24 protein-coding genes and 1 tRNA gene are annotated in these 23,952 nt (G+C 55.3%); 14 read left to right on the top strand and 11 right to left on the bottom strand.

Translation table 11 applies throughout. From position 1 onward, the window contains the following. The first annotated feature begins 1 nt into the window (after window position 1). The 8 genes from pqqA to PLU01S_RS02510 all read left to right on the top strand — a co-directional run bounded on the left by pqqA (window position 2) and on the right by PLU01S_RS02510 (window position 6,105). Window positions 2–73: a pyrroloquinoline quinone precursor peptide PqqA gene (gene pqqA, locus PLU01S_RS02545; protein ID WP_003243383.1), complete on the top strand. Its 72-nt coding sequence runs from the start codon at window positions 2–4 to the stop codon at window positions 71–73. A 175-nt stretch (window positions 74–248) separates the two neighbouring features. Continuing rightward, a complete protein-coding gene (pqqB, locus tag PLU01S_RS02540; protein WP_074821793.1) occupies window positions 249–1,160 on the top strand; it encodes a pyrroloquinoline quinone biosynthesis protein PqqB in 912 nt (303 codons plus the stop codon). 42 nt (window positions 1,161–1,202) lie between these two features. Then, complete coding sequence (pqqC, locus tag PLU01S_RS02535) at window positions 1,203–1,952, top strand: pyrroloquinoline-quinone synthase PqqC (protein ID WP_019366409.1); 750 nt, start codon at window positions 1,203–1,205, stop codon at window positions 1,950–1,952. Next, window positions 1,949–2,224 (top strand): pyrroloquinoline quinone biosynthesis peptide chaperone PqqD, encoded by a 276-nt coding sequence (gene pqqD, locus PLU01S_RS02530; protein ID WP_074821790.1) that lies wholly within the window; start codon window positions 1,949–1,951, stop codon window positions 2,222–2,224. The genes pqqC and pqqD overlap by 4 nt, the downstream gene beginning before the upstream one ends. Then, the gene (pqqE, locus tag PLU01S_RS02525; protein WP_074821787.1) at window positions 2,196–3,356 is read left to right on the top strand and encodes a pyrroloquinoline quinone biosynthesis protein PqqE; all 1,161 of its coding nucleotides are present in this window, start codon (window positions 2,196–2,198) and stop codon (window positions 3,354–3,356) included. Before pqqD ends, pqqE begins: the two co-directional genes overlap by 29 nt. 26 nt (window positions 3,357–3,382) lie before the next feature. Further along, window positions 3,383–5,227, top strand: a complete 1,845-nt coding sequence (locus PLU01S_RS02520) for a S9 family peptidase (RefSeq protein WP_074821784.1) — start codon at window positions 3,383–3,385, stop codon at window positions 5,225–5,227. Window positions 5,228–5,413: 186 nt separating this feature from the next. Further along, window positions 5,414–5,716 carry a hypothetical protein gene (locus PLU01S_RS02515; protein WP_010795934.1) on the top strand — a complete coding sequence of 101 codons (303 nt, stop codon included), beginning with the start codon at window positions 5,414–5,416 and terminating at the stop codon, window positions 5,714–5,716. A gap of 146 nt (window positions 5,717–5,862) precedes the next feature. Continuing rightward, a complete protein-coding gene (locus tag PLU01S_RS02510) occupies window positions 5,863–6,105 on the top strand; it encodes a hypothetical protein (RefSeq protein WP_010795935.1) in 243 nt (80 codons plus the stop codon). 50 nt (window positions 6,106–6,155) lie between these two features. Here the strand turns inward: PLU01S_RS02510 and PLU01S_RS02505 are convergent, their stop codons facing one another. Then, window positions 6,156–7,481, bottom strand: coding sequence for an APC family permease (locus PLU01S_RS02505; RefSeq protein WP_019366415.1), 1,326 nt, complete (start codon window positions 7,479–7,481; stop codon window positions 6,156–6,158). 292 nt (window positions 7,482–7,773) lie between these two features. Between PLU01S_RS02505 and PLU01S_RS02500 the strand changes: the two genes are divergently transcribed. Next, complete coding sequence (locus tag PLU01S_RS02500; RefSeq protein WP_019366416.1) at window positions 7,774–8,820, top strand: SDR family oxidoreductase; 1,047 nt, start codon at window positions 7,774–7,776, stop codon at window positions 8,818–8,820. Window positions 8,821–8,864: 44 nt separating this feature from the next. Here the strand turns inward: PLU01S_RS02500 and PLU01S_RS02495 are convergent, their stop codons facing one another. From PLU01S_RS02495 to PLU01S_RS02485, 3 genes are all read right to left on the bottom strand, one after another. After that, the gene (locus PLU01S_RS02495; protein ID WP_010795938.1) at window positions 8,865–9,644 is read right to left on the bottom strand and encodes an SGNH/GDSL hydrolase family protein; all 780 of its coding nucleotides are present in this window, start codon (window positions 9,642–9,644) and stop codon (window positions 8,865–8,867) included. Between the two features lie 334 nt (window positions 9,645–9,978). Further along, a complete protein-coding gene (locus PLU01S_RS02490) occupies window positions 9,979–10,245 on the bottom strand; it encodes a DUF2790 domain-containing protein (RefSeq protein ID WP_083397816.1) in 267 nt (88 codons plus the stop codon). 370 nt (window positions 10,246–10,615) lie between these two features. Further along, a complete protein-coding gene (locus tag PLU01S_RS02485) occupies window positions 10,616–10,840 on the bottom strand; it encodes a DUF2188 domain-containing protein (RefSeq protein WP_074821781.1) in 225 nt (74 codons plus the stop codon). A gap of 234 nt (window positions 10,841–11,074) precedes the next feature. On the opposite strand from PLU01S_RS02485, the gene PLU01S_RS02480 reads away from it, so the two are divergent. Beyond that, window positions 11,075–11,151: transfer RNA gene (locus PLU01S_RS02480), tRNA-Met, on the top strand. 100 nt (window positions 11,152–11,251) lie between these two features. On the opposite strand, the gene otsA is transcribed toward PLU01S_RS02480, so the two are convergent. Together otsA and otsB are read right to left on the bottom strand one after the other, a co-directional pair. After that, a complete protein-coding gene (gene otsA / locus PLU01S_RS02475) occupies window positions 11,252–12,670 on the bottom strand; it encodes an alpha,alpha-trehalose-phosphate synthase (UDP-forming) (RefSeq protein WP_010795941.1) in 1,419 nt (472 codons plus the stop codon). A gap of 2 nt (window positions 12,671–12,672) precedes the next feature. Then, the gene (gene otsB, locus PLU01S_RS02470) at window positions 12,673–13,440 is read right to left on the bottom strand and encodes a trehalose-phosphatase (RefSeq protein WP_074822581.1); all 768 of its coding nucleotides are present in this window, start codon (window positions 13,438–13,440) and stop codon (window positions 12,673–12,675) included. Between the two features lie 162 nt (window positions 13,441–13,602). Here otsB and PLU01S_RS02465 point away from each other — a divergent pair, with 162 nt between their 5' ends. After that, on the top strand, window positions 13,603–14,133 hold the full coding sequence (locus PLU01S_RS02465) for a hypothetical protein (RefSeq protein ID WP_074821778.1): 531 nt from the start codon (window positions 13,603–13,605) through the stop codon (window positions 14,131–14,133). An 8-nt stretch (window positions 14,134–14,141) separates the two neighbouring features. On the opposite strand, the gene rimI is transcribed toward PLU01S_RS02465, so the two are convergent. Next, window positions 14,142–14,594 (bottom strand): ribosomal protein S18-alanine N-acetyltransferase, encoded by a 453-nt coding sequence (rimI, locus tag PLU01S_RS02460; protein WP_074821775.1) that lies wholly within the window; start codon window positions 14,592–14,594, stop codon window positions 14,142–14,144. After that, window positions 14,591–15,355 (bottom strand): energy transducer TonB, encoded by a 765-nt coding sequence (locus PLU01S_RS02455; protein WP_074822579.1) that lies wholly within the window; start codon window positions 15,353–15,355, stop codon window positions 14,591–14,593. Before PLU01S_RS02455 ends, rimI begins: the two co-directional genes overlap by 4 nt. A 215-nt stretch (window positions 15,356–15,570) precedes the next feature. Here PLU01S_RS02455 and mksB point away from each other — a divergent pair, with 215 nt between their 5' ends. The 3 genes from mksB to mksF are packed head-to-tail and all read left to right on the top strand — an operon-like array spanning window position 15,571 to window position 20,322. Then, complete coding sequence (mksB, locus tag PLU01S_RS02450; RefSeq protein ID WP_074821772.1) at window positions 15,571–16,833, top strand: Mks condensin complex protein MksB; 1,263 nt, start codon at window positions 15,571–15,573, stop codon at window positions 16,831–16,833. Beyond that, the gene (gene mksE / locus PLU01S_RS02445; protein ID WP_074821770.1) at window positions 16,823–17,494 is read left to right on the top strand and encodes an Mks condensin complex protein MksE; all 672 of its coding nucleotides are present in this window, start codon (window positions 16,823–16,825) and stop codon (window positions 17,492–17,494) included. The genes mksB and mksE overlap by 11 nt, the downstream gene beginning before the upstream one ends. Further along, a complete protein-coding gene (gene mksF, locus PLU01S_RS02440) occupies window positions 17,491–20,322 on the top strand; it encodes an Mks condensin complex protein MksF (RefSeq protein ID WP_074821766.1) in 2,832 nt (943 codons plus the stop codon). Before mksE ends, mksF begins: the two co-directional genes overlap by 4 nt. A gap of 11 nt (window positions 20,323–20,333) precedes the next feature. Here mksF and PLU01S_RS02435 read toward each other — a convergent pair whose 3' ends face one another. From PLU01S_RS02435 to PLU01S_RS02425, 3 genes are read right to left on the bottom strand one after another with little or no spacing between them, the layout of a single operon-like run. Beyond that, window positions 20,334–22,625 carry a PqiB family protein gene (locus PLU01S_RS02435; protein ID WP_074821764.1) on the bottom strand — a complete coding sequence of 764 codons (2,292 nt, stop codon included), beginning with the start codon at window positions 22,623–22,625 and terminating at the stop codon, window positions 20,334–20,336. Further along, window positions 22,618–23,226 (bottom strand): paraquat-inducible protein A, encoded by a 609-nt coding sequence (locus PLU01S_RS02430; RefSeq protein ID WP_074821762.1) that lies wholly within the window; start codon window positions 23,224–23,226, stop codon window positions 22,618–22,620. Before PLU01S_RS02430 ends, PLU01S_RS02435 begins: the two co-directional genes overlap by 8 nt. Then, window positions 23,213–23,872: a paraquat-inducible protein A gene (locus tag PLU01S_RS02425; RefSeq protein WP_074821759.1), complete on the bottom strand. Its 660-nt coding sequence runs from the start codon at window positions 23,870–23,872 to the stop codon at window positions 23,213–23,215. The genes PLU01S_RS02430 and PLU01S_RS02425 overlap by 14 nt, the downstream gene beginning before the upstream one ends. Between the last annotated feature and the right edge of the window lie 80 nt (window positions 23,873–23,952).

Genomic DNA, 23,952 nt, shown 5'->3' with positions numbered 1-23,952 from the left:
TATGTGGACTAAACCTGCTTATACCGATCTGCGCATTGGCTTCGAAGTCACCATGTACTTCGCTAACCGTTGATTGCGTGATCCAGCGCCCCGGTTATCCGGGGCGTTCCTTTTCTAGCCACCTTAGAAGTGGGTCATGCCTACCGCGAGGCCTGTTCGGCGCAGCCGGACCGCCAACAGGTGCTTCTCCTGAATGTCCCTCGCCGCTCGTGACAAGTTCTAAGTTGGCCGCATTTCATAGATAAATCATGTATATCCAGATTCTTGGCTCCGCTGCAGGCGGCGGCTTTCCCCAGTGGAACTGCAACTGTCCCAACTGCCGTGGTGTTCGTGACGGCAGCCTTCGTGCGCAACCTCGCACCCAGTCGTCCATAGCCCTGTCCGATGACGGCGTAAATTGGGTGCTGTGCAACGCCTCACCGGATATCCGCGCGCAGCTGCAGAGTTTCGCCCCCATGCAGCCGGGCCGTGCACTGCGGGATACCGGCATCGGTGCGATCATTCTGCTCGATAGCCAGATCGACCACACTACCGGCCTGCTCAGCCTGCGCGAGGGCTGCCCCCACGAGGTCTGGTGTACTGACATGGTTCATCAGGATCTCACGACTGGCTTCCCTTTGTTCAACATGCTGGAACACTGGAACGGTGGCCTGCGCTGGAACCGTATCGAGCTGGAAGGCAGCTTCGTTATTCCGGCATGCCCGAACCTGCGCTTCACACCTCTACCGCTGCGTAGCGCTGCACCGCCCTATTCGCCGCACCGCTTCGATCCGCATCCCGGTGACAATATCGGGCTGATCGTTGAAGACCTGCTTACGGGCGGCAAGCTGTTCTACGCGCCCGGCCTGGGTCAGGTAGATAACGCCCTGCTGGCTAAAATGGCCGAAGCGGATTGTTTGCTGGTCGATGGCACTCTGTGGGAAGACGATGAAATGCAACGCCGTGGCGTTGGCACTCGCACCGGCCGCGAGATGGGCCATCTGGCTCAGAGCGGCCCCGGCGGCATGCTTGAGGTCCTCGACCAGCTGACCTCGCCACGCAAGGTGCTCATTCATATCAACAACACCAATCCGATCCTGGATGAAGACTCGCCCGAACGCGCAGAAGTCGAGCGACGCGGCGTCGAAGTCGCCTGGGATGGCATGAGCATCGAGCTGTGATCCGCGTGCATCCGGTCATTTTATCTACCGAGGAGGCCAGACATGCCACACGCCCTCACCCCTGAAGAGTTCGAACAGGCCCTGCGCGCCAAGGGCGCGTATTACCATATTCATCATCCCTATCACGTAGCCATGTATGAAGGCCGTGCGACACGCGAGCAGATTCAGGGCTGGGTGGCCAACCGCTTCTACTATCAGGTAAACATTCCTCTAAAAGACGCCGCCATCATGGCGAACTGTCCGGACCGCGAGGTTCGTCGCGAGTGGGTTCAGCGCATTCTTGACCATGACGGCGCCCCCGGAACGGAAGGTGGAATCGAAGCCTGGCTACGCCTGGCTGAAGCAACAGGGCTCGACCGTGAGCAGGTTCTCTCGCAAGAATTGGTGCTCCCTGGCGTACGCTTTGCGGTAGATGCCTACGTCAACTTTGCGCGCCGCGCCTCCTGGCAGGAAGCAGCCAGCAGCTCGTTGACCGAACTGTTTGCTCCGCAGATCCACCAATCGCGTCTGGATAGCTGGCCCCAGCATTACCCTTGGATCGACCCAGCCGGCTATGAATACTTTCGCACACGCCTTGGTCAGGCACGCCGCGATGTGGAGCATGGCCTGCACATCACCCTCCAGCACTACACCACTTATGAATCCCAGCAGCGCATGCTTGAAATCCTGCAATTCAAGCTCGATATCCTCTGGAGCATGCTGGATGCCATGAGCATGGCCTACGAGCTGAAGCGGCCGCCTTACCACACCGTAACCGACCAGCGCGTCTGGCATAAAGGAATTCAACTATGAGCTTCGACCGCACCCAGGTGCCGCGCTGGCGCCCGGGCTATCGTTTTCAATTCGAGCCTGCACAAAACGGTTTCGTCCTGCTCTATCCGGAAGGCATGATCAAACTGAACGAAAGTGCTGGCGCCATTGGCGAGCTTATCGACGGTCAGCGTGACGTGGCCGCCATCATTGATGCGTTGAACGAACGCTTCCCAGGCGTCCCGGAACTCGGCGACGACGTGGAGCAGTTCATGGAGGTTGCTCGTGCAGAGCACTGGATCCAACTCGGCTAACCTGCCTGAGCAGCCTGCGGTAGGGCTGCCCTTGTGGCTCCTTGCAGAACTGACCTACCGCTGTCCCCTGCAGTGCCCCTACTGCTCCAATCCCCTGGACTTTGCGGCTCAAGGCAAGGAGCTGACCACCGAACAGTGGTTCACCGTCATGCAGCAGGCCCGGCAGATGGGCGCAGCACAGCTGGGCTTTTCCGGCGGCGAGCCTCTGGTACGCCAGGATCTGGCCGAACTGATCGGCGAAGCTCGCAGACTAGGGTACTACACCAACCTGATCACCTCTGGCATAGGCCTGACCGAACAGAAGATCGCCACGTTCCGTGATGCCGGGCTTGATCATATCCAGATCAGCTTTCAGGCCAGCGACGAAGAGGTGAACAACCTGCTCGCCGGTTCCAAAAAGGCCTTTGCCCAGAAGCTGGAGATGGCCCGCGCGGTAAAAGCTCATGGCTATCCCATGGTGCTCAACTTTGTCACGCATCGGCACAATATCGATAAGATCGACCGTATTATCGAGCTGTGTATCGCCCTGGAAGCGGATTTCGTCGAGCTTGCGACGTGCCAGTTCTATGGTTGGGCGCAGCTCAATCGGGCCGGCCTGTTACCCACTAAAGAGCAACTGGTACGCGCCGAAAGCATCACCAACGAATACCGCGCCAAGCTCGAAGCCGAAGGCCATCCCTGCAAGCTGATCTTCGTGACGCCGGACTATTATGAAGAACGTCCCAAGGCCTGCATGAACGGTTGGGGCAGTATCTTCCTCACTGTCACGCCGGATGGCACCGCATTGCCCTGCCACGGCGCTCGCCAACTGCCGATCCAGTTTCCGAATGTGAAGGATCATAGCCTTCAGCACATCTGGTATGACTCCTTTGGCTTCAATCATTTCCGCGGTTATGACTGGATGCCAGAACCCTGCCGCAGCTGCGATGAAAAGGAAAAGGATTTTGGTGGCTGCCGCTGCCAGGCCTTTATGCTGACCGGCGATGCGGCCAACGCCGATCCGGTCTGCAGCAAGTCCCCACATCACGACGTGATCCTCAACGCCCGTACCGAGGCGGAGCATGCCACTCAAAGCATTGAGCAGCTAAGCTTTCGCAATGAGCGGAACTCCAGGCTTATCGCCAAAGCCTGAGTCTTACATAGCAACGGAGAAGCACCATGGCTTACCAGCACCCTGCTTCTACAGACGCAGACGGCACCTTTACCGCTCAACAGGCCGTCGCGGCAGGCATCGATTTTGCCGAGCTACAGGCATCGGCACTGGGGCTTTTCTGGAATCAGTATGATCCTGCTGACGGCGCCTGCCGTCTATGGCGCTGGCATGATGGCAAACCGCACTGCCTGACGCCGGATGGCTACAGTGCACGCAGCCACGTTTATGAGTACGGAGGCGGCGCGTTTTGCCTGACCGAGTCAGAGGCCGTCTTCGTCAACGATTCGGATCAACAGCTTTACCGTCAACCACTCGATGGCAGCCAACCTGTGGCATTGACCCAGGGTAAACGCCGCTATGGTGATCTGCACTATGCAGCCAACCTCATCATGGCGGTGGAAGAAGCCCATGAGGAAGAGGCCGTCATTCACCGGCTTGTCGCTATTTCCCTCGCAGGCAGCCACCGTCAGGTCTTGGCCGAGGGTGCTGACTTCTACGCCTCGCCTACGCTGAGCCCCAGCGGCAAGCGCCTGGCCTGGATCGAGTGGAGTCGCCCACACCAACCATGGACCTCCACTCGCCTCATGTGCGCCGAGCGCCTGGACAACGGGCAATGGGAGGCGCCGGTCTGCATTGCAGGCAGCGATCCGGAGTCGATTCAACAGCCCCGTTTTGATGAACAGGACCAGCTCTACTGCCTGTCCGACCGTGACGGCTGGTGGCAACCATGGGGTGAATGCACCTCAGGCGTCAGCAGACTGACTGCCATCAAGGCCGATCATGCGGCCGCCCCCTTCCAGCTGGGCGGCAGAAGCTGGTACAGCCTGGGCGGCGAGCGTTACATCGCCACCTGGTTCGAAGAAGGCTTCGGCCACCTGGGCAGACGCGAGGCCGATGGTCGAGTGCTGCGCTTCGCGGAAGACTTCACCCGCTTTCGCAGCCTGGCCCTGCATGATGGATACATCTATTGCATTGCCGCAGCGCCCAATCGTCCCTCGTGCATCCTTGAGATCAACGGGCAGAATGGCAACATCGAGATTCTGGCGGGCGGTATTGCGCCATTGCCTAACGAGCGCATCAGCCAACCCAAGGCCCTACGTTACCCCAGCGGCGATGGCGAAGCGCACGGCTTTTTCTACCCGGCCATGACAGGAGAGGCCAAGCCCCCCCTGGTAGTATTCATTCATGGCGGCCCTACTTCTGCCTGCTACCCCGTCTTCGATCCCCGTATCCAGTACTGGACACAACGCGGCTTTGCCGTTGCCGATCTCAATTACAGAGGCAGCACCGGCTACGGACGGGAGTACCGCAACGCGCTTCACCTGCGCTGGGGTGAGGCCGATGTCGAAGATGCCTGCGCTGTAGTGGATTATCTGGCCGAGCAAGAATTGATCGAACCGGCCCACGCCTTTATCCGAGGCGGCAGCGCCGGTGGCTATACGGCTTTATGCGCGCTGGCGTTCCATACTGTGTTTTGCGGCGGCGCCAGCCTGTACGGCGTAACGGATCCGGCCGCTCTGGCTCGCGTGACCCACAAATTCGAAGCCGACTATCTGGACTGGCTCATTGGCGACCCTAAGAAGGATTCGGAGCGTTACCGGGCGCGGACGCCTCTCCTGCATGCCGACACGATCGATGTCCCGGTCATCTTCTTCCAGGGTGAGCTGGACGCCGTCGTTGTCCCGGAGCAGACACGGGCCATGCTTCATGCACTCAAAGATCGCGGCATTCGTGCCGAAGGTTATTTCTACCCCAACGAACGCCATGGTTTCAGGCAGGCCAAGAACCAGGCCCATGCCCTTGAACATGAATGGCTGTTCTACCGCAGTGTGATCGATCAGAACGCCTGATACAGGCGGCTTTCGGCGCTTCGCTGCTGGAAGCCGCCTCCTTGACGCTTGCAGCACACCAACCGACGACGGTATAAACCACTCGTCTCTTGGACGAGGTCAGGCTCTTGCGCCTAAGTGCCAGTAGCGATACATCTTGCCTCGAGCGTGCCATATTCCTGCACAGGTCACATGAGGAACCCCGCGATGGAACCGCAAGTCCGCCCTGCTCCCACCCTCACCGATTACCTCTACGCCTCCCCTGTCAAAAACGAGCTTGATGAGAGCCTTGATGTTGTCGAACGCTTGTTGACCCGCTCTGAGAACCGAATTGCGGAGTTGATCGAACTGGGCAATATGAGCAGCGACCTCAAGCTGATTCATATCCAGAACATCGAATCGATGATTACGGCCGCCGTGCGGCAGACGGAAGACTCATCCAACCACATGCGAGCTCATGAGGTCATTGAATTCTGTCAGCACCTTCGAGGCACCTTGCGCCCGAGTTGAAGAGGTACGCCTCCCATGTGCCAACCATGCAACATACCGATGTGAGAGTTCGCCCGGTTTTGCAATAAAGTTGGCATCCAGGGCTTCACAGATGAACTTACCCGATATGATTTAGGCGGTTGATTATCCTCTGTGAGAGCCAAGGAATGGACTCCCTGCATAGCCGTACCGCATCTTGTCTTGCTGTTTCCCTGCTGGTGGTTGCCGCCTGGTTTCTAGGACACGAAACCCAGGCGCAACCTTCACCCACGCTTACCACTAACCTGTCTGCCTACCCCAACGCACCTGCTGCACTGCCCAGCTCCGCCACACAGGCCGAACTTTCCGTTCGCCCCTGGAGACCTGCCAGCGCCAATATGCATCAGCGCCCGCAACGCTGGATTTTTTAACGCATATCACACGTTCCTGCAGGTCGTGCCCGGCCTGCAAAGACCTTGTCTTACACAACATCCGCCGCTTCACGTGTCGAATGAGCACGCGTTACGAAATAAAGCACCACGCCGACCCCGAGCAGAATGCCGGCACGCAGCCAGGTCTCCGCGCTCTGCTGACTCAAAAGCACCAGACACGACACGATCGCCAGCAACGGCACCAGCGTAGGGGTCCGGAAATGCGGCTGATCGACCTTGTCGCGGCGCAGCACCAAAACGGCCACGTTCGTACTCATGAATACAAAAAGCAGTAGGAGCACAACCGTCTCGGCCAGAGCCGACAACGTCCCTGTAACAGTCAACGCCATGGCTACAAGCGTTGTGGCAATAATCGCTACCCAGGGCGTACGCCGACGCGGCAGTACACGCCCCAGCACTGGGGGCAGCAGCCCCTCCTCGGCCATGCCATAAGCTAGACGGCTTGCCATGATCATGGTCAGCAATGCGCCATTGGAAACCGCCAGCAAGGCCGCCACGGCAAACAGTTGCGGGGGTATGCCGTAGCCGGTTGCCCGAACCACGTCCAGCAACGGTGCAGAAGATTCCACCAGTTGTGCAGGTGACAAAACGATGGAAGCCGCCAGCCCCACCAGAACATATATTACGCCCGCGATCAGCAGCGCACCGAACAAGGTCCTTGGGTAAATACGTCTTACATCTTTCACTTCTTCGGCAATGTTGGCCGACACTTCAAACCCTACAAACGAATAGAAGGCCAGCAGTGCAGCGCCCAATACCGCCAGCGGTGGAGAAGTCCCCTCGGCAAATTGAAGAACCCGCGCCGGCTCTCCCTGCCCATGACTTACATACAACACGGCCAGAATAACGACCAATAAAAGCCCCGACAGCTCGATCAGCGTCATGACCAGATTGGCATTAAGCGATTCCTTGATCCCACGCGCATTAAGCAGAGCCACCAGCGTTAAAAAGACCAGTGCTGTCATCGTGGGCGAAACGTGAATAAACGCCCCGAGATAATCACCCGCAAAGGCCAGGGAAAGGCCGGCAGCACTCGTGACACCGGCGGCCAACATCGAAAAACCCACTAGAAAGGACACAAGGGGATGCTTGAAGGCCCGTGCGGCAAACACCGCAGCACCTCCAGCTTTTGGATATTTGGTGACGAGCTCTGCATACGAGGCCGCCGTCAACATGGCAAATCCCATTGCCACTACCAGAGGCACCCAGATGGCTCCGCCTACCTCACCTGCAATCTTCCCCGCCAGTGCATACACCCCGGCCCCAAGCACATCCCCGAGGATAAACAACAGCAGCAAAGGACCTGTAATCGCGCGGCGCAGTTTTGTATCGGGCTCGGGTGAAGACGTCGACATATGTAATCTTCCTATGAATGTCAGGCTCTGACATGTGAATTGGCAAGTCCGGGTCAGGACAGGACACTCACTGCACGCTGCTGTAACCCTTCCGTCTGACCACGCCTCTACTGGCAATACATATTGAAGGCTTCATTCATCGACCGCATGACGTTGCTGTCGGTTCGATATCCTGTCGATATATCCATTAGGATGCTATTGGTTTTCGGAACCAAGTAGGGCTGAGCGTTATCAGCTTAGTAACATCAAACAGACCTCATCCAACTCGTTAGCTATTTCGTGGAGAACGCATATGTCAGCTTCCAAGGTTGCCCTGGTCGTTGGGGCAAGCGGCATCATCGGTAATGCCGTTGTTGAAACTCTGGCCGAAAATCCTGAATGGCGAGTCCGCGCCGTCCGTCGTACCTTCGTACCGAACGTTGAAACCATTGATCTTGATCTGACTGACGCCAACGCCACTGCCCAGGCGCTAAGCCAGGCGGGGGATACGACTCATGTCTTTTATGCAGCGTTACGTCCTGATAGCAGCCTGGCCAAGGAAGCCGACATTAATGGCGCCATGCTGCGCAATGTACTGGACGGCCTGAAGTCTGCCGGCGCTAAGCTCCAACGTGTCGTTCACTACCAGGGGGCCAAGGTTTACGGCGTGCACCTGGGTCCAACAGCGGCGCCTTTTTATGAGGACGACCCGCGCCACCTCTCGCCTAATTTTTATTACACCCAGGAAGACCTGCTACGCGAGCGCGCCGCCCAGGGAGAATTCGAGTGGTCTATTCTGCGTCCTGATGTGGTGGTGGGTGATATTGCAGGCAACCCCATGAACATCGCGCTGGTCATCGGGGCCTTTGCAGCCCTGAGTAAACAAGCCGGTGTGCCCTTGCGCTTCCCGGGCTCGATGAAAGCCTACCGTGGGGTCTTGGCTCAGCTGACCGATGCACACTGGCTGGCACGAGCCAGTGTATGGGCGGCGCTGGACCCGGCCGCTCGCAACGAAGCGTTCAACCTGGTCGGCGAGCCGTTCCGCTGGGAGCGGCTCTGGCACAAGATTGGTGAAGCTCTGGATATGGACGTCGCCGATCCGCAGCCTTTCTCACTGGCAACACAGATGCCGAGCAAGGCTGACGACTGGCAAAAACTGGCTGAGCAGCACCAGCTGGAATCCGTACCGTATGAGAAGCTTGTAGGCTGGAAGTTTGGCGATTTTGTCTTCAACACCGAGTTCGACATGATCTCGGATATGGGCAAGATTCGTCGTGCAGGCTTTACAGAAGCGGTCAGCACCGAAGACTGCCTGATAGGCGCAATCAAGCGCCTACAGGAAAAGAAATATATACCTTGAGTCATAGGTCTCGCCCAGGGCTCTCCTTGGGCGAGCCTCCCCTGCTACTGAGCCGAGGCGTGCATTGCCTTGTCCGGTGAAGTCCGCAATGCTGGTGACAAAGACTGAACTGCTTTCCAGGCAGCCTGCTGCAACTCTCCTGCGTTCGCCTTTTCCAGCCGCTTGGACTCTGCTGCACTAGGCTGGGGCGGCATCTGACCGTAGATCAGCGAATAAAACACCGAAGCGCCTATGTACGAGCCGGTGAAGGAAGGATGGCTACCGTCAGGCAGGAACAGCGACGGTTGAGGCTTTTCCGCCAAAGCAGTCTGCCAGGCCTGCCCCACTGGCGCCAACAGCGCACCCAGCTCATTGGCCAGTGTCGTGTACGCCTTATCCAGCTTGGCCTGCATCGCCGGGTCGTTCTGGCGAGCCCACGTCAGGTACAGGATTGTCTTGGCACCGTTCTTTTTGACCTCAGCATCGATCAGCCGGGCATACTTGTACATGAAGTCTGGATTCTTGACCGGCAACATGCTGTGCTCCTGCAAGACGACGTAGTCCCACTTCTGCTCCTGCAACGCCTGCTGAACGTCCTTTTTCGTCCAATGCTGCTCAAGCGATGCGCCCGAGAAAGCCAGTGTCTTGGTCTCGATCGGGCGGGCCTGCTTGCCTTGCCTGGACATCTCACTCAGTACGGCTGGCAAGTCATTGACATAGGTATAGCTGTTACCTACAAACAGAATTCTAATTGGATCCGACTGGCTCTGCTGAGCCTGAGCATATGCCGCACCTGCCAGAAACATAAGGAAGAGCATCGTGATCTGTCGAATGCTGATTCGCATGCGTGTCCTCTCTGCGCATTAAAAATGAAACGCCTCGAGGCAACCGATGCCACCGAGGCCTTCACTCTGACAGGCATTACCCTGCTTTTGTTAGCCTGTAACCGTGCGTTACCTCGCACAACACAAACGTTTATGAAAGCAGGCATGTTTTTAAGTCCCTCAACAGGTGAGTAAAAACGCTCGTCAAGCGTGCCGTTTAAATAAACTATTTTTAATTCAAAAACAAAAAGAGATGCCTTGAACAAGTATGCAAGGCACCTCTTTTGATCAGAAAATATCAAATAAAATTAAATCAACAATTACATCTGACAATCAAATAGATTAAATAACCCTATTAGTTATCATTACAACCAGAGCCCGAAACCTGATACTCCATTACATGAACTTTGTCATTATGGTCTTCATATGTCATGCGTACAGGACGGACACCACAGAAACTGGTGATATCGGGACTGTCGATGACACGTTTGATATCCAGGTGGTCTGAATACGTGTAATGCTCGACAACAGGCGTGCTGGCGGCATCGGAGGGGATTTGGTCAGCTAATACGGAACTGCTGGCAAGGACAAGGGCAGCTACAATCAAACCTTTCATTTTCATCTCGCTTCCAACTATAAAGTTACCTTCTCCCTGATAAACAAGCAGGCGAATACCTACTTATAAACAGGTCCGGAGTTTGTTCTTTAATTATCGGAACGGGGCAGCACAGGGAGATGACGTAATGATTACAGAAAAGTCATTGTAGATATAATGCCCAGTGGACAAATGAATATTGCCTAATAAGTAACGAATAGTCTTTAAGTGCCAATACTGTTTAAACACCCTTTCAGATTGAGAAACAGTTCATTCTTTAAAGATGCTAAAGGGCAATTTGGGGCAAGCTCATGAAGCCCTAGTCGTCCTTGACCGGACATACACGGGAGTCGCCGTTGCCTCTCTCTTGACTGATAGCCGCAACGGCCCCCTTGCCCTAACCTTTTGACTTGCGTGGATCGGCGCTACGAGGATAGGTACGCTCCTCCTCAAGGGTGCCATCCACCTTGTGAATTTTGACTGACGCCGTCTTTCCCTCAAAAAACTCATGCATCTGCTCTACGAGCTGCGCCTTGGTCTCAGCGCTTTTGGAGGCACGGGCTGCGCCTTCCTTTTTCAGCTCCCAGCCCTTGTCGCCCTTGGTGACGTGATAGTTATCCATTGCTCTCTCCTGGTCTAGAAATACGCCTTTAGAAGACGCTCCTGTTAAGGACTGCTACGGCCTGAACAAAGTTTGCTAACACCTTGCCATTATCGGACCTAAACGAAAGCGCCTTTCCAGGCGCTTTTACCAAGGCAATCGCCCATCCATAAAAAAACGTTAGTTTTTAAGCAATTAAATGAAAAAGAGGGGTTGACACAGGGCTTTGGAGAAAGAATAATGCGCGCCTCGGATGGCTACGTAGCTCAGCTGGTTAGAGCATAGCATTCATAATGCTGGGGTCCGGGGTTCAAGTCCCTGCGTAGCCACCACCTATTTCTAGGGTCTAGCTTCGGCTAGACCCTTTTTTATTGTCTGCGAAAAATTTCCATAAAAAAGCCCGCTACATTGCGGGCCTTTTTAAGCCTTTGCTTAAGCGCCTGTAGCTCCTACTGCACGCAGGTTAGCTACAGGCCTGGCCTTTACCGCCCGCAAATCCTTGAGGAACTTGTCACGCCAGGAGGCCAGATCATTCTTGCGGATAATCCGCATCATGTCCTCATAGCGATCCTTACGCTCCTGTAGCGGCATACTAATGGCGCGATCAAGGGCTTCGGCCATGCCCACCACATCGTAAGGGTTAACAATAAGCGCCGAGTTGAGCTCACGGGCTGCCCCTGCAAAACGCGAGAGTACCAATACGCCAGGATCTTCTGGATCCTGCGCAGCCACATATTCTTTGGCTACCAGATTCATACCATCTCGCAGCGGCGTTACCAGACCAATATCAGCAGAGCGGAACAGCCCCATGACGGTACGGCGGTCATAGCTCTTGTTCAGATAACGAATCGGTGTCCAATCCAGCTCGGAGAAGCGACCATTGATATGACCCGCCTGGGACTCAAGCTGTTGACGAATATGCTGATAGGTTTTCACATCGGAGCGAGAAGTCGGTGCGATCTGGACAAACTGCACCCGCTTGCGGTGCTCAGGAAACCTTTCCAAAAGCTTTTCATAAGCGCAAAAGCGCTCCACCAGCCCTTTTGAATAATCAAGACGATCCACGCTGACAATCGTCTTATAAGGCACACCTTCGATACTGCGCGAGATGAAGTTACGGCGTGCGCGGTAGGATTCGGCCTGCTTGATAATATCGTCCGGTACAGTACCGATCGGATAGACCTCGGCACGGAAGTTATGACCATACGCCGTAAGGCTGCCATCGCTCTCCAGCACGCCACGAACTTCGCGTGTAATGTAATCCTGGAATGCCAGCTTGTCCGTTTCCGTCTGAAAGCCCACCACATCATAGAAGCACAACGTCTTGAGCAGCTCATTGTGTGGCGGAATGGCTGTCAGGATTTCAGGTGCCGGGAACGGCGTGTGCAGGAAAAACCCGATACGGTTGCGGATACCGATCATCTGACAGGCTTCCGCAAAGGGAATCAGGTGGTAATCATGCACCCAAATGATATCGTCAGGCTTTAACAGAGGCTTGAGACGCTCTGCCATGGCTGCGTTGACGCGACGGTAACCATCATACTCTTCCCGGCTGTAGCGCGAGAGATCGACACGATAGTGAAAAACCGGCCACAGCGTTGCATTGGCAAAGCCGCGGTAATACTGATCATAGTCACGCTTGTTGAGCGCGAAGGTATGATAGGTGATGTTATCGTGTGTCTCGTTCTTGCCGGGCGGCACTTCCTCATTGGAAACATCGCCATTCCAGCCCAGCCAGATACCGCCTGACTGCCGCAATGCGTCGAGCACGCCTACTGCCAATCCTCCCGACGGAGCCTTTCCCGGTTCAATGGGTGCTACACGGTTAGAAACTACCACCAAACGGCTCATCTTCAATCCTCTTGTTCTACGCGTGCGTTACCGGCTTGTTCTGCCAGTCCGCACAGCCAATCGGCCACAGCTTCGACCGACTCCAGTCGTTGCTGCGCCACAGTCGAGCCTTCTCCGATTTTGATGGAAAGGCCTCCCATTTCATTGATGACTTCAAAGCCAGCCTCGTCGGTCAGGTCGTCACCGAGAAAGACAGGGACTCGTCCATCGAAGGGTGCCTCACGCATGAAGGTACGTATCACCGCGCCCTTGCTCGCGCCTTTAGGCTTAAGTTCAAACACGCTTTTGCCGGGCTGCAACGTCAGCTGCTGCGGATAACGCTCAACCAGAGTTTCGGCAATCCGCCGCGCTTCATCTTCCAGCTCAGGCGCCTGACGATAATGCAGCGCAAACGCCATGCCTTTGCTTTCCAGATAGAGCGTAGGATGCGATTCAATAGCAGCGCCAAGCTCTGCGCCTATGCGCGTTAGCAGATCAGCGTCAAGCGCCAGACGATGCATCTGGCCTGAATATTCGCGGCGCTCGGCACCATGAATGCCTCCGGCTGGCAATTGCAACGGCTTGACCAGATGGTCAATATCATCGATTCGGCGTCCAGACACTACCGCGACAGGAATGCCTGCCTGGGTAAGCGTATGAATTGAAGAAAGCGTTTTTTCAGGAATAAAAACCTGTTCCGGGCGGGGCTGTAGGGCAGCAAGCGTTCCGTCCAAGTCGAGAAAAAAAGCGCAGCGCTGAAGAGGTACGGGTAATTCGATCTCTGAATTCATCATGTACGCTCTGACTGTGAATTTTCATCATCGTTCGAAGGGTTTTCGACAACTCCTTGGCAGATCGAGCATAGGCGAACAAAAGGAATCCCGTCGCCTAAATGGGGTCACACCAACATGACCCGACTGTATGGGATAGCCGAATCTCTTGAGGAGACGCTTATGAAAAAGCCTGATATGAACCGAGACCCTCTGCCCATCGACGATAACGAAGACCGCATGGGCGGCATGCAGGAACTGAACTTCAACGATGAGCTATTCCATGGCAAAGACCGAGACCAGCAGACCGAAGAAGACTACGAAGGCCAGTTCCCCCCGGAGCGCGTCAGTGAAGCGGGCATGACGGAAGGCGAAACAGCCGATCACCACGTCACTCTGGATGACATGACGCCTGAAACCTTGCTGGACGACTCAGGCGCACGTAATCCGAATGAATATGGTGATGCATGGCCTGTCGACAAGGAGCTGACCGTAGTCAGTGACAGGGACATCGGCGGTGGCGTTGGCATGGACGAAGCCGAAATGGGCCGCGTCCTGCCGTTGGATGGTGAAAAATGGGACGGCAACCCGGACGAAGTCAACGAGGCCGACCAGCGCCGTGCCGAGAACTCAGCCGACCTGGATGCAACCGATCTCGATATTGAGCAACCTGCTGATGATTTTGATCTGAACGAGAAGAAGCCAGGACATTAAGTCCTGGCTCAGTCCAGCAACGTGCACGCCATGACCAGGGCATCTTCTCGCCCGCCGGCGGCAGGATAGTAATCCCGACGACGGCCTATTTCATTGAAACCATAGCGTTCATAGAGTCGATAGGCCGCCTGGTTACTTTCGCGAACCTCAAGAAAGCATTCTCTGGCATCAGCCAGGCAAGCCTGCTTCATAAGATGATCCAGGAGCCGGTAACCCAGGCCTTTACCCTGGCTTTCCGGCTTCACGGTGATGTTCAACAGATGGGCCTCATCCAGAATGACATTGATCACACCGTGTCCCACTTGCTGCTCACCTTCAAACATTACCCAGCAGTTGTAGGACTTAAGGCTGTCCAGAAAAATACCGCGTGTCCATGGGTGACTAAAGGCAGCATATTCAATCTTGAGAACAGCATTGAGATCGGCTTCGGTCATCGGCCGAAAATGAATGAAATCGCTCATCTAACATCTGTCCAACGGGGGCGGATACGCTGCATGGCACGCCATACATCAGCTTTTAGGCGGGGTTGCTCCATGAGGGCTTCAAGCCCCGGAATGACCCAGGCAGAACCGAGACTATCCAGTCGGATTTCCTGGCATTCGATTTTCACATCACCGCTTGAAACAAAGCGAGCGGCGGCGCTACCAACTAACCAGAGGCAATCGCAGGTTTCGGTTTCCAATTGAGAGGCCACAACACTCTGCACAAAGGTTCGCGCTTCGGCAGGCCCCTGATCAAGCGCTGCATTGGCCAGTAACGGCCAGCGAATAGGCTCACCCAATGACTGGGGGCTGTCAGGCAGGCCAGCCGCATGCAGCATGTTTCTGAGGAGTACATAGGCAGGATCGCGTCCTGCCAGGGAAGCGCCTGCCGGTAGATCAACCAGCAGAAGGCAAGATCCGGCTCGCAGTAATTGCAGGGAAAAGCGAGGCGGCGCTTCTCGCTTGATCGGCTCAGGACGAGATTCAGACTCAGGCGGCGTGGCGACCTTGGCCGAAGAAACAGTAGGACGCTCCGGCCGAACCAGCTTTGCAGCCGGCGCCTCCACCTTGGGGGCTGGCCGAGCGACAGCCGGTGCTGGCTCCTCGGGCAAGGCAGTTGGATCGACATATGCCAGCAATTCCGGACGGGAAGGTGCAGCAAAAGGCAGCGTCGTTCGTGGCAGCCAGACGTCTATCTGCATGGCGCGCAGATACGCGCGGCGCCGATCTTCGGCCATCATTGGCAGCATTCCGTCAGCAACAAAAAAGTCATACGGCTCATCATAGATCAGCGCCGCAGCGGACGCTGTAAAAAGACCAATTATCGCGCGCCTTGCTACCTGACGGAAAGGCCAAAGCGTACTCATTACGCAAACTGGCCGACCACATGTCAAAGCTGATCCTTTAGCCTAGGGCCATACAGTACAATTGACTCTTTTGTGCAAACGGCCCCGTCATGATCGATCCCAAGCGCGTTCTCCGCGCACTTGCCGAACACTGGGCGCAGCTGGACCCACTGTGCGAGCACTTCGACAGCGGCACGCTGAGCCTTGTAGAACTCCGCACCCGGCTTGGAGCCCAGCTACCTGACAGCACGCCAGCCGATATCACGGCACTACTCGATGCGTGGATCCGCTTGGATATTTTGGTCCCGGTTGCCAAGAGCCCCAACCGTTTCGAGCTTAACGCACAGATTCATGATTTCCTGGCCTACCTGCGTCGCGAACACCGCCTGGGGCTGTGCCTTGAAATCGAAGCCTACCTGCGCCACTTGGAACGGCTTGCCGCTCATATCCAGGACGCTTTCGAAGCACGAGACAGCAATGAGCTGGCCCGACAGCTGCGCCTTTTGGATATGCGTGTACGGGACGTCCTGAAAAAGCTGAGTAACGACGAGCACGCCCTTGTAGGAGTCGCCGAGCGGGCCAAGACCAATGATCGTCAGATCCCGTTGCGGCAGCGTTACGCCGAAGTCCTGGCTACCTGGGACGAATATGTCGAACCCATGATTCAGCTCGTCTCGGCCGATGGCATCTTCGAGAAAGGTGTCAATCGGGTCGAGCACGTCCTGTTACGCCTGATGGGTGAGCAACATCGCCTGGGAAAGCTGGTCGATGATGATCTGCTGCTGCGCACCCATGCCCGAATTCTTGAAATGCAGACGACGGCCCAACTCTCGCTGCGCCGTGCACGTGAGCTGCTACTGCCGCTACGTGAAGAAGCCCGCCGCCACAATGCCATTACTCGTGGCGCAGCCCTGGCATTGGCCGCTATACGCCGTAAAGGTCTGGATGCCGTTCCGCAGACAGCTATTCCCCTCTTCAGTCGCCCCCAGAGCGTCTTCCTGGGTACAGCCTCTCAGGTGGAAAGCTATGTATACGCCCTGGCACGCTTCGAGCCCAAGCCAGCGCAATTTCCCAAGGCAAGCGAGTCACGCAAGGAAACCACGAAGCCCAAGGCACCTCGTACCGCCCGTGAAATGCTGGATCGCTGCGAAAATGCCCTGCCTATGCCAGACCTCATGATCTGGCTACTCGAACAGGAGCCTGAAGGCGCCACCGACGAGCTCCTGTACTGGTTCTCTCGTCTCTCCCGTGACAGCCGCTTCCAGCGCGAGCGTCTGCCGCGCCGTGATTACAATACTGCCGAGCACCAGGTCAGCCTGTGCTCTTTCGCCCTCTCCGCCCGAGATACTGCGAGCACCCCCCATGCACATTGATTTAACTGAACTCTCCTTGCTTGCGCCGATTTTCCGCGAGCTGCTCAAGGGCTTTCATATCAGCCGCCGCGAGCCCGAGCTATACGCACAACTGTCCAACCTTCAGGATGCCTATCGAACCCTCTTCAAGGCGCTGGGCTTCGAGCTTGTTTGCGATACACGTGGTTTTTATTACTTCGTGCCTGAACAAATGGGCGCCCAGGTAAACAAGACGGCCCAGCGCTTGGCGCTGTTCACGTTCATCATGGTCGAGCATCTGGCGGATCAGGGCCGTGATCCGCTCAGTGTTCTGGATGGCGGCAGCTTAGGTCGTGACGAACTGCCGACCCTGCTGGAAAAGTACCGAGACCTGTTCCTGCAGGCTGAAGTACAAACGCAAGATGAGTTGGAGGAAAAAATCCTGCGCCGCCTGACCCAGCTTGGCTTTGCTTCGGAAGACAACGGTATCTATCGCTTCCTGCCGCCCATGCACCGCTTTTTGGACGTCTGTCTGGCAGTTCAGCAGGACCGGGATCTGGCCGCCACGCTCCACAGTGATCTGCCCTTGCCCGCCCCCGAATTGCTTGATGACGATATCGACGCCTTGACGACACTTGATGAGGAGGACGAGCTGGCCCGAGCCGTCGCAGAAGAACGCGCTTACCAGGAGACCGACGCATGAGCCTGACCCGTTACGGCATCCGCCGCTTTGCCCTGCTCAATACAGCGGGTTACAGCCTGGGGCTTTTTCCGCTTGAACATCCGCTGTCAGTCTACGGCGCCAACAACCTGGGCAAGAGCGCCTCAATCAATGCGCTTCAGTTTCCTATCCTGGCGCGCATGTCTGACATGAGCTTTGGCAAGTACAACCTCGAGCAATCACGCAAGTTCTACTTCGCTACCGACACCAGTTACATCCTGGTAGAGCTTTCTCTGCCCCACGGACCCCATGTGATTGGTGTAGTAGGCCGAGGGCCGGGAGGCGGCTTTGGCCATCAGTTCTTTGCTTATGCCGGCGAGCTGGACTTGGCTCACTACCAGAAAAACGGCACCTGCCTAAGGCAACGCGAGCTGTTCAAAAATCTGGAGCGAGAAGGCATTAAGGCTTACGAGGTCAAACCCGAGGAGCTAAGGCGTCTTCTGGTTGGCGGCCATACCTCCATTCCTCTGGACCTGACGCTGATCCCTCTGCGCTCCACCAGTGAACAAAGCCTCAAGACCTTCCGGGCCTTGTTTATCAACCTGCTCCACATGCGTGAAATCACGGCGGCTAAGCTCAAGCAATTATTCCTCGATGCCTTCGAACACAGCCTGCGCTCCGGCAGCGTCGACTATATCGCCGCTACTGAGGAAGCCTTCCGTGACGTACGTCGTATGGAACAGGACTATCAGGCTCTGGTCGCAGCCGGCCCGCTGGTAGAGGCGCTGGCCAACGGTGTCCAGCAACGCGAACGGCTGCGCGGTAAACTGCACCGCCTTTCGCCGCTGCTGGATGCACTTCTCGGTGCGTGGCAAACCTATTCCGAAGATCGCCGCGATGAGCTGGTCAGCCAGGCCGAACACCTGCGCAGCGAACAGGATCGCCTGCAGAACACTCAGCGTAACAGCACCCAGGAAATGATGCGTCTGGAGCGCCAGCTCAGCGAGATCCAGCGTTGGCTGGGAGAGATGGCTGCCCTGAAGAACCGCTTTGCCCTGGCTGAATCTGCCGCTCAGCTCGAGCAGAGCCTCATGGCTGCCAAAGACGCGCATGATGAGCTGGCTGGCGCCCTGTCTCAGTCAAGACAGTTCAGCAATGGCGATCTTGACGAGCGTGTCCGTGACCTTGAAAGGCGTCTTAAATCGATCGCTCAGCAGTTGGATCACGCGGATAACAACAGCTATGCGCGTCTGCGTGAGGAGTTTTCGCAGCAGGATGTTGATCGGCTGATGCGCCTGTTCAATGGCGCATTGTTCAGCCTGCCTTTGGGTGAACAGGGTGTCCGTCTGGATGATACCCAATGGATGAAGACACTTAGCACTGTACTGGATGGCTTCAACGGTGAGCGCTTCGAAGCTCCAGGCCTCTCGATAGACCTTTCCTCCATTGAGCCTCCAACCTTACAGGCGCTAGCTGACCGCGCTGCACTACGCGACCAGCGTGATCGTCTGGAACGCGAACTCAAGCAGCTCAAGACCCAGCAAGCCGTTGCCGCTGATCGCGTCTTGAGCAAGGCGCAGTCCGATAAGCTCTATCAGGAAGTACTGGATGCTCAAAAAGCTTTGGAAGACTTCCGTCGCTATCAGACGCTGGCTGCCCAGGAGGCTGAAAAACTCGAGCAGCTGGCTCAACTCGAAGCCTCCCAGGACGAGCTCAAGCGTTCAAGCGATGCATTTACTGAACGTGTTCAGCAGGTTTCCGTAAAGCTTCAGCTGATCGCACGCCAACTGGCCGATCTGGAAGCCAAGCAACGTACCCTGGACGACTCCCTGCGTCGCCGGCAGCTTCTTCCTAGCGATCTTCCCCAGGGAATTCCCTTCATGGAATCAGTAGATGACTCGCTGGATAACCTGCTGCCCCTGCTTAACGACTATCAAGACACCTGGCAAGCCTTGCAGCGTATCGATACACAAATCGACGCCCTCTATGCCCAGGTTCGCCTCAAAGGAGTCGCCAAGTTTGACAACGAAGACGACCCGGAGCGCCGACTGACCCTACTCGTCAATGCCTACGCCCATCGCCAGGACGAAGCGCTGACGCTAGCCAAAGCTCGTCGCGCCGCTGTGACCGATATTGCCCGTACGCTGCGCAACATCCGTAACGACTACGACAACCTGGAGCACCAGCTGGGACTCTTCAACCGAGAAATCAACCGCCGCCAGGTTTCGAACCTGGAAAGCTTTCGCATTGTTCTCGCACCAAACAAGGACGCGCTCAAGCACATCGATCAGATCATTCACAGCGCAGGCCAATATGAAGAGGGCGAAACGCTTTCTGTTTTCGATCTTACCCAAAGCGCCGAGCAGGACGCCAAGAACGAAGAGGCCAAGGAATATCTTGCTCGCCTGGTTGCAGCCAACCATAACCAGCTGGGCCTGAAAGATCTGTTCGAACTGGCCTTTGAAATTACCAAGGTCGGTGGCCAACCGATTATTCACACCGATATTGACGGTGCAGCCTCAAACGGCACGACCATGACCATCAAGGCACTGACCAACATGTACCTGCTCCTGCACTTGATGGATCGTGAACAAGCCAGCCGCATACGTCTGCCCTACTATCTCGACGAAGCCGCGGACATTGACGAACGCAATCAGATGGCCCTGATCGAGACGAGCCGCCAGCTAGGCTTTGTGCCCATCCTGGCCAGCGTAAAGCCTCAGGTAGCCGCCCACGTGGCGATAGACCTTGAGGGCGGCAGCAGTCCGAATGGTATTTATATCGATGAGGATGACTGGAAATACATTCACCGCAAGGAAGAATCGGTCGCGCCTGCAATAACGGAGACGCTTGAAGAGGAGCAGGCTTAGGCCTGTTCCTCTCAATTTGCGTTACCCAATTTGATCTTCGGCGACCAGCCCTGCCACTCAGGCTCTACTTCATCAAACAGAACAAACGTCTGGCCTGGCAGGGCCTGCTTACCCATATCCTGTTCAGGCGTGGCAAAGGCGATTCCGCCTTCCAGAAGAGCCTCAAACGAGTTGCTGCGTAGCTTGACGCCCCTGAACAGGCTGGCATCCACCGCAACACCACTCGCATTCCAGAACCGCGTTCCGGCATGTATTAATGGGGCATAACGTGGCTCGATCAGAATATGTACCAGCACGCGGTTGGCCTCGCTACTCAACTCCAGGCGCGTAACCTTGCCTACCGGTATTTCCTTATAGCTCACCTCAACGCCTGGCTTAAGCGAACCACGTCGAGAAGCGCTGAGGACCAGATGCAGCCCCGGCTCTTTATCCAACGTGTTAGGTGGCTCGGGTAGAACATCGAAACGGGTCTTGGCGACACCTACACGAGCAGCTGGTGAGACTTCGATATAGCGTCCGGTTACCAGCGTACCAAGATTCTCCGTTCTCAAGAGCCCCAGTTCGGGCTTTACCACCCAGAATTGAGCACCCGAGCTGGCAATACGGTCTTCCGCGTCGGTCACGCGAACCTTGACCCTTACACTGGCCAAATCATCTGCCAGATCGACATCTTCTACCTGCCCCACCTTCAAACCACGGAAATTAAGTGGAGTTCCAGGCTTCATGCCTTCGCCGTTATCCATACGTAGCTCAATCAGTGTACCTTTACGTATCGCCTCATCCTGATCCTTGAACAGCGAAAAACGATGTGCATCACCTACACGTTTGGCTTTTAGATCCGGCGTAGAAAATGCAATCCCGCCAGTAATCAACGTTTGCAGCGACTCGCTTTTGACCTGAACACCATTCAGATTACCGGTAAGCGTCACGCCGCTGGCATTCCAAAAGCGAGTCGAAGAGTTGATAAGAGACGCGTATTCAGGCTCGATATGTATACCGATAACAACCCTCTGTTGATCGCGAGACAGCTGATAGCTTTGCACGCTTCCCACTTGCATTTGCCGATAGAGAATCGGACTTCCAATATCAACTGAACTCAAACGATCACTGAACAGAACCAAGTGCAGACCAGGTGCATCTGTGTTCAATGGAGGCGCTTTGGAACGAATCGTGAACTCGCGAGCGGGACGTCCATGCTTGGCAAACCGCACGGCAAGGTAATTTCCTTTTACCAATGCCTCGATTCCCGTTACGCCTGCCAGTGAAATCGAAGGCTTGACCGTCCAGAACTCACTGCCCACATTCATGAGCGATTCGGTGCGAGGATCCATCATCAACTCGGCAGTAGCACCGGTATAGTCCTCATTCATGCTCAAGGCTTTCATGGTACCTACTTGCACACCATTGAACATGACAGGCGTGCGCCCCGGATTCAGCCCTGCAACGTCGCGGACATGCAGAACCACCTTGTAACCCGCCTCGGCAGCCTCATAATCGCTATACAGCTTGAAAGGAGAGCTGTTGGTAGGTGGACTGTCTTCATGGTTTCCAGGCGTGAAGAAGGCAATCCCGCCCGCCGCGAGACTTATGATCGACTCACTATGCACCTTGAAGCCGTCAAGCCCACCGGAAACACTGATACCGCTGGCGTTATAAAAGCGGGTATGTTTGCGGACAAGGTGCGCATATTCTTCACGGACATGAATCTTGACCTCGACAACTCGAGGATCGCTGCCTAGCTGATACCCTTCTACCTGCCCAACTTCCAGCTGCCTGTAATACACAGGGCTACCCTGTATAAGAGAACCTAATCGTTCGGCTTTGAGCGTAAGGTGCAGGCCGGGCAAATTACTGGTTAATGGTGGAGGATCGCGCAATGCCACAAAATCCCGTGCAGCCTCTCCGCCGCCAGGCTGAATTGCAATGTACTGCCCAGAGACAAGGGTTTCCAAGCCGGTTACACCTGCTAACGACACGCGGGGTTTCACCAGCCAGAAACGTGTTTCAGAACGCAGGTATTTCTCGGCATCCTTGTTGATATTGATCGTAGCGATAACTCCCCGGCTATCCTCTGCGACCTTGATGTTACTTACCTTACCCAGAGAGATACCTTTATAAAGCACCTCTGTTCGATCAACACTAATACCTTCCCCATCATCAAAGCGGATCGTGGCTTGCGTTCCAGACTCGTTATAAGCCTTCCACCCTAACCAGGCAGCAATGGCCAAGGCAATCAGTGGTAACACCCAAAGGGCAGACCAACGTGAGGCAGGACGTATTACAGGTTGGGGCAAATCACCCATCGTTATCCTCTGAGCAGGCGTGATCCCAGATCAATCGAGGATCAAAAGTCTTTGCAGCAAGCATGGTCAAAATTACTACAGCTGCGAAAGCGATCGCGCCGGAATTGGCATCCACGTTGGCAAAATTGCCGAAATTGACCAGGGTTACCAAAATTGCGATTACGAAGATATCAAGCATGGACCAGCGTCCAATCCACTCGATAAAACGGAACAGAAACATGCGTTGCCGAGCGCGCATTGCTCTTTTGCGCTGGACGGAAATCAACAGCCAGGCCAGTCCAATAAGTTTGAATGTAGGAACAATAATGCTGGCGACAAAGACGACTGCAGCAATAGGAATCATTCCGTTGTTAATCAAGTCAATGATGCCAGAGATGATGGTTGACGGTTCGCCCTTGCCAAAATAGCTCACCGTCATGATGGGCAAAAGATTTGCCGGAACATAACAGATAGCGGCGGCAACCAGTAGCGCCCAACTCCTCGATATGCTCTTGGGAACACGGGGATAAAGAGCCGCTCCGCAACGACTGCAAGAGTGGGCAGGCTTGTTTAACTTATGACATTCACGGCATACCCATAGGCTTTGATCAACGGCCCGCATGACCAGACTCCACCTCTATTTCCTGCCATAACTGCTGGAGTGACATAAGCGAGTCCAGCCAGACCTGGATAAGCAGTAGAGCCGTAAAGCAAAACAAACCCACACCCAGACTTAATTCGGCTACATCGCCGACTTTGACCATCGCAACCAGGATGCCTAACAAGTAGATCTCCCACATTCCCCACTCACGAAGATGCTGATAGCACTTTAGCAATAAGATACCTGTTGATCTGATTGAAGGTCGCTTAAGGCTGATAAGGACCAGCAACTGACAAATCAGTTTAATGAGAGGAATAAATAGGCTACACGAGAGCACAAGTGAAGCAATGATCGTCATGTCTGCTTTATAGAGCGCTATGACTGCACTCCAGACAGTGTCATATGTCTGTTGCCCGAACATTTTAAGCTTCATGATGGGCAGGAAATTAGCAGGTATAAAAAGAAGCAAAGCAGTCACGACCAAAGCGAGCCCCTTATCAACCACTCGCCTTTTAAAGTGATAAAGCTCATAGCCGCATCTTGAGCACAATATCTTGTGCTCAGTTTCTACTGCTAGTGTGACCTTTTGCATTAAAAGATCACACTCAGGACAAGCGATCAACGTATCAGGATCATGCGATATATGTGGATTAAGAAGATCTGACATCGGCCTAGATTACCTGATAAATATATTCATCAGCCGATCATTCTGGCAGTGATAAGCAGCATATGGGAAGTTTTCCTGCT

The sequence above is a fragment of the Pseudomonas luteola NBRC 103146 genome (genome assembly GCF_002091675.1).
GTDB classification, from domain to species: Bacteria; Pseudomonadota; Gammaproteobacteria; order Pseudomonadales; family Pseudomonadaceae; genus Chryseomonas; species Chryseomonas luteola.
The sequence above is the reverse complement of the archived record's forward strand: the minus strand, read 5'-3'. Positions and strand labels throughout refer to the sequence as shown.